The following is a 14,245-nucleotide window of genomic DNA, read 5'->3' as shown; positions in this document are numbered from 1 at the left end:
TATACCCTGAAAGGACCACTTTGGACGCGGTTTCGCTTTTTGCATGGAGGCGGGCAGTCAACCCCACAGCGGGTGGGACAAGAATCTGAGCGTTTTCTCCTGTTTCCTCCCCAACACTACAGCAACAACTCAAGGTCTCTAAATATGCATCTGCGGTGAAGAAAAGAATATTTCCAGTCTAGGCTCCAGGCTCCGTCCATCTGAGGGTTAAGACTGTCCGCTCCGAAGGGATTCGCGGGGAAACGCAAAAGTGGTAGCCGCTACGTCGCGTGGGCACGGTTGCGTTTCTGTTGCCCGCGAATCCCTTCTCCGCTCGGTAGGACTCCACAAGTCGCTACGTCTGGAAATATTCTTCTCTGTCGTAACTGATGACATCTCTTCATTCTGTTAAATCTTTAAAAGCCCGTTTAAACAGGGAAAGCTCGTAGAGGAAACAGGAGAAAACAGCGAAGATCTTAGGGACACCGACCGAGACGGAATGCAAAAAGCGAAACACGCCTTTAAGCGTCCACCTCTGAAATACATCCTGAAAGGACCACTTTGGACGCGGTTTCGCTTTTTGCATGGAGTCGGGCAGTGAATCCCTCAGCGGGTGGGACAAGAATCTGAGCGTTTTCTCCTGTTTCCTCCCCACCACTACAGAACGTTTACACTTTTTATCCCTTTTAAGATTCTCCATTCATGCGGTGGCTATGTGCATGAGACGAAAACTTGGCGCAGAAGTAGTGGTTGAGGTTCCCCGTCAAGAAGCGTACAATTAGTACGAATTGAAAGGCCTACAAGCAATGACGTGCTTGTTCTTCACAGGAGAGCGCACCGACAAAAGGAGTCAATCAACATGTTAAACGACTGGCGTATGTATACAGATGGAAGTGGAATCGAGCAAAAGCATGTAGCCTGGCATGAAGTGCTGAAGGAAATCGCTCAATTGGATGGAGTAACGCGGACGTTGGTTCACGCAGCGTATGGAGACCATGTGGATTTGGTCGTAGCAGGTGGGAACAACGGCAAAGTATTAGTGCAATGGAAAGAACACGAGCCGGCTGAGCAGCACTTTGTCCTTGCAGCAGACAAGCAATCGGCGGTGATGTCCACGCTCGTCATCGAGGGTAGTGAGGTTGCCTTCCCCCTTTCCTGGTGTGTACCGCTTGAGCAGGTTGTTCCCTTGTGCGGGGATTTGCTCAGAACATGTGAAAAAGGGGAGCCGACAAAACTCGAATGGCTTCCGGTAGAAATGTAGGCAGGAGGGCAGCATGGAACTACAAACGTTGCAGCAGTCCATCCTCATCATGGCCGTCATCATTGGGATCGGTAGCTTAATCGGCTACCGACAACCCTTGACTGCGGACTCCCGCCAACTCGTCATCACGATTATTATTAACGTAGCCATGCCGTGCATTATTTTAGACGGGATCTTTCAGACAACGATTGATCAACAAATTTTATACCAAATTTTTGCAATATTCTTCATTTCTATTATCCTGAACTGCTTGGGTATTTTCATCGGCTGGTTAGGTGCGCGTGCTCTTCCGCTTCCTGTGAAAAAACGTCGGGAGATCGCGCTCTTGTCTGGCTTGGGGAATACAGGCTTCATCGGTTTACCGCTTTGTGCGGCATTATTTGGGCCAAAAGGGGCACTCTTGGCGGCTATTTTCGACGCAGGTGTGGATGTTGTGTTATGGACAGTAGGGGTGATGATGCTCCAGGAAAAAGGAAGCTTTTCCTTGAAAGGGCTCAAGACACTCATCAACATCCCGATGATCGCGATTGTATTTGGACTCGGTTCTGCCATCATCGGGTTTGTGCCGCCTGAGCCTGTGAAGCAGCTGTTTGGAACGCTGTCCAAGCTCGCCTCTCCGTTAGCTATGATGTATATTGGTATGCTTTTGCCTATGTTTTTGCGCAACAAACCGCAAGTATCCTTGAAGCTTTTGAGCATGCCACTCACGTTTAAACTCGTTGTTTTTCCGCTGATGACGGCGTTTCTTTTGTCCGTTTTTTCAATCGACAGCGAGATCGTCAGCGTTTCCCTTGTGCAAGTAGCGATGCCCACCCTGACATTGGCCTCGATTTTGTTCGGGCGTTATGCGGCGGACGAGGAGATGGGGGCCATGACGACGGTTTGTTCCACCTTGCTGGCACTCTTGTCCATCCCGGTTGTTCTGGTCATGGGAAATTGGCTTTTGCACTAATCCCTCGCAAATCTCAGTCATAGTGAAACGAATCAGAGGTAACCTATGTCTAACAAGTAAAGAATGACGAAAATGATGATTAGGGATGGAGGAACAACAATGAAAGGCAAATCGATTTTGGCTGTTGCCCTGACACTGCAAGTGTTGGCGGCTTATCCTGTGCAGGCGGCAGTGACTAGCACACCACAAACAACGACAAATGCGATACTGGTAAACGGAGAGCAATCTTCCTTGGCAAAAGCACCAATTCTCGTCCAGCAGCGTACCTATGTAACTGCTGAGGATGCGAGCCGGATTTTAGGAGGCACTTGGAAACAAGATGCAACGAATGGAGAAATGAAGCTGGCAAAAGGGACGCTGACGTTCCATCTCGTTACAGGAAAAGTAGCGTTGAATGGCAAGTGGCTGTTAGATGGGCAGGGCGCAATCGTTCGTGACAAGCAAGTGTATGTGCCGTTGAGATGGATGGCAGAGCAGGCCGGACATCAAATCACGTGGAATGCCGAGAAAAAGGCGGTGGAAATTGTGATGGCTGGGGAAGAAAGTGCCTTTACGCTTGTCGATGCCGATAAGCTGACAGAACAGGAACGTACGTTTATTGATTCGGTAAAAGAACAGCAAGGCATACACAAGCAGGGAGATCTTTATGTCATCGCACGCGGATCCTCACCGAATCCTGGCTACGGACTGCAGGTAACCAAAGTCGAGCAGAGCTTGGAGCAGCTTTTTGTATATGTCAAACAAACGCAGCCTGATCCGGGCAAAATGTATCCGCAAGTGATTTCCTATCCGTATTTGGCGGCAAAAGTGAAGCTGCCACCTTACACGACGATTTCCTTTCTAGATGCAGAGACGAAGAAGCCGCTGTTTCCCACAGAGGGCAACGGAAGCCGATAAAAAAATCGAACAAACGACGCAGAGGGCCTGCTAACGAGGAGCACGTAGCAGGCCCTCTTGTTTTTGTGTAACTCCTGATGTAAGATATGGTTGTGATTTCCTATCCCTTGAGAAATGGAGGTGTGTGTACGTGTCCGGAACTCTTCAAGCATGGTTTGTGGTAGAAACTTCCAGTATGACGCATGATTTTACATTCAACGGGACCAGTCTGTCCTTTTTTGCGCATACAACTGAACGGAGTTTCCATAGGCGTACCATGCATCGATCAGGGGCGGTTTGTTCTTGTCTATAATGGGTAACTGACGTAAGGTCGGTCCCTTTCACGATGCCGCAGGTAATGGCCTGCGGCTTTTTTGCGTCCACTCGTACGTGCGGTGTGGTCTCAAAATTGTGCCGGGGCCACCAGGAAATCCATTATTTTGAACCGTTACCAACATTCATTTCGAGGAGGAAACAATCATGATTATTGTCGCGACACAGCAATTGCAGAAATCGTACGGAGCTGATCCGGTTTTACAAGATATCACATTGGAAATCAAAGCAGGAGAACGCGTCGGGATCGTAGGACCGAATGGAGCAGGCAAAACCACGTTGTTCAAGCTGTTGGCAGGTATCGAAAGCCCTGATTCTGGTGAGCTTTTTCGGGCAAAAGGAACGATATGGGCGTACCTGCCGCAAACGCCGAAGTATCCGGCGGAGTGGACGGGGGCGGATGTTGTAGCCAGTGCTTTTGCGGATGTCATCAAGCTGCAGGAGCAGATGCGCGAGCTCGAGCAACAGATGGGTTTGCTTTACGAAAATGAACAAGAGCTAAACCGCCTCATGCTACGCTATCAAAAGCTGCAAGATGAATTTGAACAGCGGGATGGCTATCAGTGGGAGACGAAAATGACCCAGGTGACACAGGGCTTGGGAGTTAGTTCGGAGCTGTTAGCGACACCTTTTGCCCAGCTCAGTGGTGGGGAAAAGACGAAGGCTGGCCTTGCAAAGCTACTCTGTCAACAAAGCGATGTTCTGCTCTTGGATGAGCCGACCAACCATTTGGATGTGGAGTCGATGGAGTGGCTAGAGGAGTTTTTAAAAAATTATCAGGGCACGATCCTGATTATCTCCCATGACCGTTATTTTTTGGATGCGGTCGTCACGTCTGTCTATCATGTGGACGGAGGAGAAGCCGAATTTTATATCGGTAATTACAGTGCATTCGCTACGGAACGTGAGGAGCGTTTGTTGCGCCAGTTTGCCGCTTATCAGGAACAGCAGAAACAAATCAAGAAAATGAAAGAGACAATCAAACGGCTCAAGGAGTGGGGCAATCGCTCCAATCCACCGAACGAAGCCTTTCACCGAAGGGCAAAAAGCATGGAGAAAGCGCTGGCACGGATTGAGCGTATCGAGCGACCGAAAATGGAAGCGGATCGCATGGGCTTGCAGTTTATGAAAACCGACCGAAGCGGACAGGATGTGCTAAAAGCGACGGGGGTACAGAAAGCATTTGGCGGAAAACAGTTGTTTGCGGATGCTAGCTTTTTATTGCGCTACGGAGAGCGAAAAGCGCTGCTTGGACCAAATGGCTGCGGTAAATCCACGTTGATTCGCATGCTGCTGGGAGAGATTGAGCCAGACGCAGGTACACTCAAAATTGGCAGCAGCGTAAAGGTTGGCTACTTGTCACAGCAAGCTTTGGAAGGGGACCAAAATCAACGTCTGATTGACGTTTTCCGCGAGGTAGCCAGCGTGACGGAGCCGGAAGCACGACATTTGCTGGCGCGGTTTATGTTTTACGGCGAACAAGTATTCAAGCGGATCGGGCAGTTGAGCGGCGGAGAGCGGATGCGACTGCGCTTGGCCCAAATGATGCATCAGGAAATCAACCTGCTCATTCTGGACGAACCGACCAACCATCTGGATATTGAAGCGCGAGAAACATTGGAGGAAGCCTTGGCGGATTTTCGCGGGTCGTTGTTTATCATCTCGCATGATCGCTATTTCCTGCAAAAGATGGCAGATGGTGTGTTTTGGGTAGAAAATAAGCGGCTGGTTCACGATGTGGGTTCCTATGGGGAAGCAAGGGAGAAGCAAAAACAGAGGATTGCTGCTCGTGCGGGTAAGCCAGAAGAAATAGAGAGAAAGCAGTCAGCAGTTAAACAAGTCCAAGTGACGGCCGTGACGAATGCGACAGCTAAACGTCCAAATCCGTACAAGCTGGCAGAGCTTGAACAAAAAATAGCCTCGCTAGAAGGAAGAAAAGGCGAACTGACTGCCTTGCTCCAAAGTGAAGGGGCCGATTACGAGCAGTTAGTGGCTTGGCAACAGTCGATTGACCAGGTACAGCAGGAGATAGAGGTAACCTTTTCAGTTTGGATGGAGCTACAGGAACAGTAGGCTGCCATAAAAATAGCACCGTCAGCAAAGTGTTGATGCTGGCGGTGCTTCCTTTTGTATGGCTTACGATTGTGCTTGTGTGCTAGGGTCTGGCAGGCGGCGATAGCTGCTGACAAACCACAGGAGGAGCAGCACCATCAAGACCCCTCCGAGGAAGAACGGACCGCCGTGGGAGACTTGGTAAACCGCTCCACCAGCTAATGGACCCAAGATCCGTCCTAGGCTGTCCATCGAGCTGATTGCTCCACTTGTCACGCCTTGGCCTTGCGTGGTTCGCTGGGTGATCATTGCGGTGGCTGTCGCTCTAATCATGCCTTGTCCCGCCCCGAATAAGGAGAGGATCAGCGCTAGCACCCAAAAGTTACCCGATAACGGAATGGCGAAAAATCCAATGCCGTAAAGAATCATCCCCATGACGAGGACACTTGCTTCCCCTAGCTGCTTGACCATTCTTCCGATCAGCCCGCCCTGTACGGCGGCAGCGATCAAGCCCATGACGAGAAACATGTAGCCGAGGTCTATGGAGGTAAAACCGTACAAATCACTTATGTACAGGGCAAAAGTCGTTTCCAGTCCGGAAAAAGCAAAGGAAACAGTGAACAAAATACCGTACAGCAAGGACATGGATCCGAACAAAGAGACAAGCGGATTTTGCCGCTGTTCTTTTTGTAGATTCGCCCGTTTTTCTTTCGGCAAGCTCTCTGGCAAGGAAAACAGGATCAGGAAAAACGTAAGCAACGCCACGATACCCGAAGCGTAGAAGGGAACGGCAAAGCCGAATTTGCTGAGCAGTCCACCAATGACCGGACCGAAGACAAAGCTAAGTCCAATCCCGGCGCCAATGACCCCCATCCCTTTTGCCCGTTCTTCTGAAGGGAAGAGATCCGCTACCATTGCGGTTACGGTTGGCAATGCGGCAGCCGAGACGATTCCACCCAAAATGCGATACAGGAGCATTTCTGTATAACTGTCAGCGAGTCCAAACAGGATAAAGGTGATGGAAAAGCCGAACAGCCCAAATGATAGGAGTGGCTTTCGCCCGACTCTATCGGAAAGTGCTCCCCAAATCGGTGCAAACACCAGCTGCATAATATTGTAGCTGGCAAAAAGTACGCCGATTTGAAACGAAGTCGCACCCAATTTTTCCGCGAAAAAGGGAAGAATGGGGATAATGATGCCAAAACCGAGCATGATGAAAAAAGCAATAAAGAACAAGAGGGCAAGGTGCTTCTTATTCACAACGTCTACCTCTTTTCGCACAAAAATCTGTTCAAGCGAATTGTTTGCTTTTTCCACCTTACGTGAAGGAAATGGCGAAGTCAAGCCAGCAGCGTGGGCAGTTATAGCGAGACGTGCTATAATAGAAAAGAAACAAGAATGGCTACCTATATTGTCAAGTATATATCCATGAGGTGTTTGTTACATGTCTACTGCGATGCTTTACTACCTGGCCTGGCATGAAGATGATTGGCTGGATGAAGTGCTCGATCGTTTTCCTGAGATCAATGCCATTGTGCCTTCGGTCAAAACGTTTGAGTTGCTGGCTAAACAAAGAGAGTCCGGAGAAGTTGAGCGAGCTGTCCTCGTTCTGAATGCGGCTGTCGAACAGGAGAGATGCAAAGAGTTTTTACGCTTGTGTCAAGAACACCCGCAGCTATCCGCGGACCCTTTGTATATCGTCGGATTGAAACCGGAAGAGGAGGAGGCGTGGCAAGAAGCGTATCCACACGCGAAGATCATCGTCATTACCGGCTTTGCTGTCGAGTTTGATTACGATGCCGTCCTCGCAAGGATGGAAATCGATCTGGAGGGAGCTCATTGAAAATAAACCCGAATGAATTCGATTTGAAGGCGTTTCTGCACCGTTTCGGATTGGTTATTTATACAGGTGATCCTGAAGGGGATTTGCTGTTGATAGAAGATGAAATTCGGGAGCTATATGAGCTGAATGTCATTGACAAGGAAGAGTTCATTGAAGCCATGTCAGCGTTGCGCAGCAAGCGTAAGGCTGAGGGAAGAGAATAGAGCGTAAGAACGTGTTTGCCAAGCCGTGTGTAAGCGGTAGTTGGTGAACACGTTTTTTTTGTTTGGGCATCTCGAATTGTATTTTGTAAGAAATTCTTCAGAAATACTTATCCTTTTCTTAAGGATATCTGTCTTCTTTTGAAAGGTTTACCCGTTAGGATAGAGTACAGAGAGAAAGGAGGCGGCACAGGTGGAGTTTACAGGGTATTACGAGCTATTCTGGGAGATGGTTACAGGCATGCTGGGAAAATTCATCCCTGATGAGATTACGGTCATGACCATGGGGGCACAGGTTGCCAATACAGGAGCGGACTTTTTTCCAGCATTTGCAGTTATATACCCCGTTTTTTTCATCGTTTCTTGCGTGGGATACTTGCTGGGAGCGAAGGCATTTGGGTGGATGGTCCGGAGGCTGGGCTTGCGTGCTGATAGACTGTCGGCATTGCGCGGGTCAATGGGCTGGCTGCTTGCTTTTAGTATCTTTCTTCCGATTATTCGTCATATCGTGCCTATCCTCGCTGGTGCCAGCCGAATGTCGTTTCGGCAATTCCTTCTATTCTTTTTGCCGAGCAGTATCGTTTGGACCTTGCATTACTATGTGGCAGGCTACTTGTTCTATGATCAACTGGAAATAATGATTGCGGGCGTTTATCAATATAGCAAAATTACATTGACGATTGTTTGTTTTGCAGGGTTTTCGTTCCTTATGATTCGCCAGTTGCAGCGTCTTGGTGGAATGAAAGGACCTCGAACGAATAAGCAACCACCTGTTTCGTAACCGATATGAATTCTTAGTGCGGCGTCTACTATCCACGAGCTTTTCGGATGGAAGGCGCCTTTTTTTATGCGGATTTATTATCGTTCTGTTCTGATACTTTTAAAAGTTTGTAAAGAAGAAGTTTACATTTGGTAACAATGGGGTAAATTACCAAATGTCGTCGTGTCATGAATTTCCATTTTTAAAAATTTGTATGATTGGAGGCTTTTGTTGCATGAGGAGCATAAAAAATGTGCTGGTAACCATTTTGGCTGCTATCACGATCGGTATTTTTATTCTTCAGCTAGTGTTTGGTTTTCTCCAGTTTGAGCAAATTATCTCGAATGAAGTAGAAGCAAAGTTACAAATGCAGGTAGCCAAAGAGGCGGCTTATCTGAATGGGATGCTGGACAAGACAGGCAAGCTCTCGGAAACACTCACTTATTCTGTCTCGCATGGCTCCAAGGAAACAATCAAGCAAATGGAAGGGACGCTGGTCGATGTCGTAGCGTCTGAGCCTTTGATTGTGGGCGGTGGATTTTGGATGGAGCCATACAGCTTCGACAGCACGCAAAAGCTGTACGGCAGGTACGCCATCCGCAATAACGACAAAGTAGAGCTCGATCCGGCTTATAGCGATGGTAGCTATGATTATCTCGCGCAGGATTGGTACAAGGCGGGGATGGTGGACAAGCCATATGTATGGACTGAGCCGTATGCCGACCCGATTTCCAAAGTTCCTATGGTGACAGCAATTGCACCCATTAAGGTGGGAGGAAAAATCAGCGGTACGACGACATTGGATATCGGGCTTACGGAGCTTAACAAAAGCATCGAAAATCTGAAGGTTGGTGAAACGGGCTATGGTTTTATCGTTTCCAAGTCGGGCATTTACGTATCCCATCGCGATGCCCAAAAGAACTTGCAGGTGAAAATGACGGACGAATCTGAAACGGGACTGCGGGACATTGCCAATCAAATAACAGAAGCAACCGCAACGGGTATGACGCAAGCAACCATCGCTGGTCAAACGCAATTCGTCACCTTCGCTCCTATCGGGGAAACAGGCATGACACTAGCTACTGTCATGCCCGCAGCAGAAATTAACGGACCGGTTACCCAATACTTTTACATCAGCCTGATTATTTTTGGTGTCTCGATCAGTATTTTCCTTGTGCTCTTGTATTGGTTCATCAATCGACAGGTAGCACGCCCTTTGCTACAGCTAAAAGCAAGCATCGTCAACCTGGTGGAAAAAAAGGATTTAACCCAGACGATCCCAATCCGGCGCAAGGATGAGATTGGCGACGTGGCGACAGCAGTGAATGCATTCGTTGCGGATCTGCACGGAATGATGAAAAATATTAGCGGCTATACCGGTCAAGTCGGAACTGTTTCAGAAACTTCCGCAAAGAAGTCTCATGAAGCACGACTTGCCTTTGGTCAGGTTGCGTCGTCGTTCCAAGAGGTAGCGACCGGAACGGAGAATCAACAGCATAGTGCCGAAGAAAGTGCGCGTGCGATGGAAGAGATGGCCATCGGTATTCAGCGGATTGCCGAAGCCTCATCCACAATGGCCGAATCTTCGAAACATATGGCAAACGAAGCGGTGGCGGGCAACCAATCCGTAGAAAAGGTGTCAGGACAGATGGATTCGATCAACCGATCCGTAAGCCATTCTGCCGATGTCGTTCGTTCGTTGGATAGCCGCTCAGCAGAAATCTCACAGATCGTGGAAGTCATCGCAAGCATCGCATCCCAGACGAACCTGTTGGCGCTCAATGCGGCGATTGAAGCTGCGCGTGCAGGTGAACAGGGAAGAGGTTTTGCAGTGGTAGCAGATGAGGTGCGCAAGCTGGCAGAGCAGTCCAATGACTCCGCGAACCAAATTGCCAACCTGATTACCGAAATCCAACGGGAAACGACTTCGGCGGTACAAGCCATGGATGAGGGAACACGCGAGGTAGAAACCGGAATCCAGATTGCCTATGAGACAGGGGAAGCATTCCGCCGGATCATGGATTCTACTCAGGATGTAGCCGATCAGATTCAGGAGATTTCCTCCGTTGCCGAACAAATGTCAGCGGCAACGGAACAGGTAACGGCATCTATTTTGCAGTTGTCCTTGATTGCAAAGGAATCTGCCGCAAGTGCATCGGGTGTGGCTGCTTCAACGGAAGAACAGCGCATCTCGATGGACCAGCTCTCTACATCCGCCGAGCAGCTAAACCAAATGGCGAAGGAATTACAGCAAATGATCAACCGTTTCACACTCTAAACTCTGTTTGCAAAAAAATGCAAAATGATGAACTGCTGCTGTCATGCGATGGGAGCAGTTCGCTTTATTGACAGAAAAATACAAGTCGGAATATAATGAATTTGGAATAAAGCAAACAAAAGCAATGTTTTGCAAACAATAATCCAAGGCTGGTGGAACAGAATGCAAAACCATAAGTATGACGTTGTGGTGATTGGTGGTGGAGTAGTCGGTACAGCCATATTGCGTGCCCTTTCGTTTTATCAACTGAAACTGCTTTTAATCGAGAAGCAGCCTGACGTTTGTGAAGGGACAAGCAAGGCGAACAGTGGGATTGTTCATACCGGGTTTGATGCAAAGCCAGGCACAGTTGAGGCAGAGTGCCTTCGCCGCTCCCACCGCTTATGGCCGATGTTGGTTGAGAATCTGAGAATCCCCTTCATTCCATGTGGCGCCGTAATGGTGGCGACAAATGAAGAAGAAAAGCAGATCATCGAAACCACCTATGTTCCCCAGGCAAAAGCAAATGACGTAGATGTTCACTGGATGTCTGCTGAGGAGATTCTGGAGATGAATCCCGCTGTGACAACCAAGGTAACAGGTGGATTGGCAGTGCCGGGTGAAGCTATCTGCGATCCATTCTGGGCCACCAGAGCCTTCGGAGAGATAGCAGTGGTAAACGGTGCGGAGGTTGTGCTTGGACAAGGCGTCTCCCACATCGAGACGGTACCGGATGGAGAGGACTTGCTCCTTACGCTGGAAAATGGGGAAACGGTCACGACCCGTTATGCGGTGAATGCTGCCGGATTATGGTCTGATGAGATTGCCAGGATGGTGGGAGAGGAGAGCTTCTCGATTTCACCGCGCAAAGGCCAGTTTATCCTGACTGAAGAGGCGATATCCATCTCCTCGATCATCTTGCCGGTTCCTACGAAAACCTCCAAGGGCGTGTTGGTCTCGCCAGTCGTGTTCGGTGGTTTTTTGCTTGGGCCAACGGCGGAGGACCAAGAGGACAAATGGGATCGTTCCACCTCACAGGCCGGGATGGAATCGGTGCTGGCAGGCTGTGAGAAACTCGTTCCTGACACGCGGCAGTTTTCCACGATTCGTCAGTTTGCCGGGGTCAGGGCAGTTTGCAGCGAAGGAGATTTTGTCATCCGTCCATCCGCTGTGCAGCCACGTATGATTCATGCTGCCGGGATTCGTTCCACCGGACTATCTGCTTCCCCTGGCATAGCAGAGCTGGTAGTGGAAACACTCCAGAAAGCTGGACTTGAGCTGCTGGCAAACGAACAGGCAGAGCACACCCTTCCCGATCTCTTTTCAGAGGAGCAGGATACAGGAGAAATCATTTGTCTGTGCCGCTCGATTACCCGGAGTGAAATCGTCCATTCCTTGAAGCGTCCACTCACCCCGCAGACCATTGATGGCGTGAAGCGGCGGACGGGCGCTACCTTAGGAGAGTGCCAAGGAAACTGCTGTATTCCCAAAATCATCGATGTTATGACCGAGACCTATCCTGAACAGACCGGGAAGCAGCCTTTAAAAGGAGTAAGAAACTCTTATCTAGCTGTAGCACAAGGAGAGGAGCAGTTATGAAGTATGAATTGGTGATCATTGGAGCAGGAATCTCGGGATTGACGGCAGCCCTTTCAGCGTGGGAAGGAGAAGTCAGCTCTGTTCTGATGATCGATTATCAGAAGAGAAGAGGTGGCTTCACCTTACCGTATTGGAGCTCTGATGAGTTTGCTCCAGAACGGGAACTGATAGAAAAAGCCGCGTCGCTTCCCTACGAGATTCACGAACAATCAACTGTCGTCGGTTTTTTCCCAGGGGCAAACGGTCAGCTGCACCAGTTGTACGTCCAATCGCCGATGGGCACCTATTCTATTGAGGCAAAAAAGGTACTGATCGCCTCAGGCTCGCTGGAAAAACCGCGTGAGGCGCACAAAATTCCGGGGACACGTCCAGCAGGAGTCATGACGCCGATGATGGCGATGCAGCTGATCGAGAGAGGACATCAGCCGGGCCGAAAGATTGTGTTGATCGAGAATGGCAGAATCTCTCGCAGTACAGCGGTCCTTCTGGAAAAAGAGACGAGCAATCTGGTCAAATATGCTGAATCAGAATGGGAGCTTATCTCTATCAAGGGATTGTCCCGCGTAGAAGGAGTGCAGCTGCGGAATCGGATGACGGATGAGAGAAGCGAAGTGGCGTGCGATACGCTCATTTTTGCAAAGGGTCGGGTACCCTGCACGTTTTTCTTGAAAGGAACGCCAATCGAGAGAGATCATCACGATGCGATTATCGTAGATGCCACGGGGAAAACGAATCTGCCAGATATTTATGCAGTGGGGAGCTGTACTTGCCTTGGCGAAGATGATCACTCCAATTCAATGGAATTGGCAAAAGAAATAGCCAAACACCTCTTTTAAAGCGGGCATCAGAAGGGAGAGTTTACGATGAAGCTATCCGACTCGTTTACGATTCAGTCAAGCAAAGCGGATGTATGGTCGGTCTTTATGGATGTAGAGAAGCTGTCAGGCTGCGTACCCGGCTGCAAAGAAGTAAAAATGAGCAGCCCAACCCGTTATGAAGCGAACATGGAAGTGAAAATACAGTTTATGACGATTCCATTCCGTGTCACCGGGGAATTAAGAGAAGCGGTAGAAGGAGAAGCGCTGCAAGTGGAGATGACCGGACAACCAGTAGCGCTGGCAGGATTGTTCCGCAATCAATTGCACCTTCAGTTAAAAGAGGAACAGCCGGGAACCACACGGGTTCAATACGAGATGGATTTGCAAATGACAGGACGATTGGCATCATTAGGAGATATACTAATGAAGGGGACTGTGAAGAAAAAGGCAGAAGAATTTGCGACGAACGTCCAAATCTTGTTTCAGTCTAGTCAGGAGATTTACAATTAAGAGAAGATGGTGATCATCCATGCTACAAGAAGAAAGACAGCAGCTGATCCTGCAAATGCTACAAGAAAATCAATCCGTTCGTATTGCAGAGCTATGCAGCCGACTAATGGTGACCCGCGAAACAATCAGGCGTGATTTGTATGAAATGGAGCAGCAGGGACTACTCAAGAAGGTGCATGGTGGCGCTATTCTGAATAAAACCAACGTGGAGCCTCCTTATGCCAAGAGGAGTGGATTAAACTTGGCGGAGAAAGAGGCGATTGCAGTCACCGCCGCCTCTTTGGTGGAGGACGGCGACGCGATCTATATTGATTTAGGCACGACGACACAATTGTTCGCCAAACACCTTTACCATAAAAAGGGGATTACGGTGATAACCAATGCGCTACTGGTGGCATTGGAGCTATCTCATCACCCGGATGCAAAGGTGATCATGAGTGGGGGTGAATTGCGGGCAGGGGATCTGGCCATGTCCGGTCCGATTGCCAGGAAAAGCCTCGAGGGGTTGTTTGTGGACAAAGCATTTATTGGTGTGGGGGGATTGGCAGCCGAAACTGGTTTTACGGATTACCATGTAGGCGAGTCAGACATCAGGCAGCTGATGCTTACAAACGCCAAAGAAACATATGCCTTGATTGATCATTCCAAAATAAATGTAACCGCTTTTATGAGAGTGGCAGAGCTATCCGATATCGACGTAGTCATTACAGATGAGGAACTACCCCAATCTCTTGCTGGGCGGCTTGCTCAGGAAGGATTGCAAGTCATCGTTGCTAAGACATCCGTGTAAAGCAAATGGTGAGGG

Annotated in this window: 13 protein-coding genes; 12 read left to right on the top strand and 1 reads right to left on the bottom strand. The window is 49.1% G+C overall.

Going from position 1 to position 14,245, the window contains the following annotated elements; all coding sequences use genetic code 11:
• Window positions 1-838: 838 nt before the first annotated feature.
• The 4 genes from ACUUHJ_RS23315 to abc-f all read left to right on the top strand — a co-directional run bounded on the left by ACUUHJ_RS23315 (window position 839) and on the right by abc-f (window position 5,474).
• Entirely contained in the window at window positions 839-1,240 is a 402-nt protein-coding gene (locus ACUUHJ_RS23315) for a hypothetical protein (RefSeq protein WP_016743057.1), read from the top strand.
• 13 nt (window positions 1,241-1,253) lie between these two features.
• The gene (locus tag ACUUHJ_RS23310) at window positions 1,254-2,192 is read left to right on the top strand and encodes an AEC family transporter (protein WP_087346214.1); all 939 of its coding nucleotides are present in this window, start codon (window positions 1,254-1,256) and stop codon (window positions 2,190-2,192) included.
• Window positions 2,193-2,291: 99 nt separating this feature from the next.
• Complete coding sequence (locus ACUUHJ_RS23305; RefSeq protein ID WP_472300047.1) at window positions 2,292-3,089, top strand: stalk domain-containing protein; 798 nt, start codon at window positions 2,292-2,294, stop codon at window positions 3,087-3,089.
• Window positions 3,090-3,548: 459 nt separating this feature from the next.
• Entirely contained in the window at window positions 3,549-5,474 is a 1,926-nt protein-coding gene (gene abc-f, locus ACUUHJ_RS23300; RefSeq protein WP_472300046.1) for a ribosomal protection-like ABC-F family protein, read from the top strand.
• A gap of 63 nt (window positions 5,475-5,537) precedes the next feature.
• On the opposite strand, the gene ACUUHJ_RS23295 is transcribed toward abc-f, so the two are convergent.
• Window positions 5,538-6,875 carry an MFS transporter gene (locus tag ACUUHJ_RS23295; protein ID WP_472301234.1) on the bottom strand — a complete coding sequence of 446 codons (1,338 nt, stop codon included), beginning with the start codon at window positions 6,873-6,875 and terminating at the stop codon, window positions 5,538-5,540.
• Window positions 6,876-6,897: 22 nt separating this feature from the next.
• Here ACUUHJ_RS23295 and ACUUHJ_RS23290 point away from each other — a divergent pair, with 22 nt between their 5' ends.
• The 8 genes from ACUUHJ_RS23290 to ACUUHJ_RS23255 all read left to right on the top strand — a co-directional run bounded on the left by ACUUHJ_RS23290 (window position 6,898) and on the right by ACUUHJ_RS23255 (window position 14,230).
• The gene (locus ACUUHJ_RS23290) at window positions 6,898-7,296 is read left to right on the top strand and encodes a hypothetical protein (RefSeq protein WP_016743052.1); all 399 of its coding nucleotides are present in this window, start codon (window positions 6,898-6,900) and stop codon (window positions 7,294-7,296) included.
• Window positions 7,293-7,499 carry a YqgQ family protein gene (locus ACUUHJ_RS23285; RefSeq protein ID WP_015892550.1) on the top strand — a complete coding sequence of 69 codons (207 nt, stop codon included), beginning with the start codon at window positions 7,293-7,295 and terminating at the stop codon, window positions 7,497-7,499. The genes ACUUHJ_RS23290 and ACUUHJ_RS23285 overlap by 4 nt, the downstream gene beginning before the upstream one ends.
• 190 nt (window positions 7,500-7,689) lie before the next feature.
• Window positions 7,690-8,277, top strand: a complete 588-nt coding sequence (locus ACUUHJ_RS23280) for a DedA family protein (RefSeq protein ID WP_289673997.1) — start codon at window positions 7,690-7,692, stop codon at window positions 8,275-8,277.
• Window positions 8,278-8,491: 214 nt separating this feature from the next.
• Window positions 8,492-10,534 carry a methyl-accepting chemotaxis protein gene (locus tag ACUUHJ_RS23275; protein WP_289673994.1) on the top strand — a complete coding sequence of 681 codons (2,043 nt, stop codon included), beginning with the start codon at window positions 8,492-8,494 and terminating at the stop codon, window positions 10,532-10,534.
• Between the two features lie 162 nt (window positions 10,535-10,696).
• On the top strand, window positions 10,697-12,112 hold the full coding sequence (locus tag ACUUHJ_RS23270; RefSeq protein WP_289673993.1) for an NAD(P)/FAD-dependent oxidoreductase: 1,416 nt from the start codon (window positions 10,697-10,699) through the stop codon (window positions 12,110-12,112).
• Window positions 12,109-12,948, top strand: coding sequence for an NAD(P)/FAD-dependent oxidoreductase (locus ACUUHJ_RS23265; RefSeq protein ID WP_289673992.1), 840 nt, complete (start codon window positions 12,109-12,111; stop codon window positions 12,946-12,948). Before ACUUHJ_RS23270 ends, ACUUHJ_RS23265 begins: the two co-directional genes overlap by 4 nt.
• A 27-nt stretch (window positions 12,949-12,975) precedes the next feature.
• The gene (locus ACUUHJ_RS23260; protein WP_472300045.1) at window positions 12,976-13,440 is read left to right on the top strand and encodes a CoxG family protein; all 465 of its coding nucleotides are present in this window, start codon (window positions 12,976-12,978) and stop codon (window positions 13,438-13,440) included.
• Window positions 13,441-13,459: 19 nt separating this feature from the next.
• Window positions 13,460-14,230: a DeoR/GlpR family DNA-binding transcription regulator gene (locus ACUUHJ_RS23255; protein WP_016743046.1), complete on the top strand. Its 771-nt coding sequence runs from the start codon at window positions 13,460-13,462 to the stop codon at window positions 14,228-14,230.
• Window positions 14,231-14,245 lie beyond the last annotated feature (15 nt).

The sequence above is a fragment of the Brevibacillus schisleri genome (assembly GCF_055685845.1).
The sequence above is the reverse complement of the archived record's forward strand: the minus strand, read 5'-3'. Positions and strand labels throughout refer to the sequence as shown.

Excerpts from the sequence above, each read along its gene's own strand:
- ACUUHJ_RS23275 (WP_289673994.1), top strand. The coding sequence starts at position 8,492 with ATGAGGAGCATAAAAAATGTGCTGGTAACCATTTTGGCTGCTATCACG.
- ACUUHJ_RS23310 (WP_087346214.1), top strand. The coding sequence starts at position 1,254 with ATGGAACTACAAACGTTGCAGCAGTCCATCCTCATCATGGCCGTCATC.
- abc-f (WP_472300046.1), top strand. The coding sequence starts at position 3,549 with ATGATTATTGTCGCGACACAGCAATTGCAGAAATCGTACGGAGCTGAT.
- ACUUHJ_RS23255 (WP_016743046.1), top strand. The coding sequence starts at position 13,460 with ATGCTACAAGAAGAAAGACAGCAGCTGATCCTGCAAATGCTACAAGAA.
- ACUUHJ_RS23270 (WP_289673993.1), top strand. The coding sequence starts at position 10,697 with ATGCAAAACCATAAGTATGACGTTGTGGTGATTGGTGGTGGAGTAGTC.
- ACUUHJ_RS23290 (WP_016743052.1), top strand. The coding sequence starts at position 6,898 with ATGTCTACTGCGATGCTTTACTACCTGGCCTGGCATGAAGATGATTGG.
- ACUUHJ_RS23260 (WP_472300045.1), top strand. The coding sequence starts at position 12,976 with ATGAAGCTATCCGACTCGTTTACGATTCAGTCAAGCAAAGCGGATGTA.
- ACUUHJ_RS23305 (WP_472300047.1), top strand. The coding sequence starts at position 2,292 with ATGAAAGGCAAATCGATTTTGGCTGTTGCCCTGACACTGCAAGTGTTG.
- ACUUHJ_RS23315 (WP_016743057.1), top strand. The coding sequence starts at position 839 with ATGTTAAACGACTGGCGTATGTATACAGATGGAAGTGGAATCGAGCAA.
- ACUUHJ_RS23265 (WP_289673992.1), top strand. The coding sequence starts at position 12,109 with ATGAAGTATGAATTGGTGATCATTGGAGCAGGAATCTCGGGATTGACG.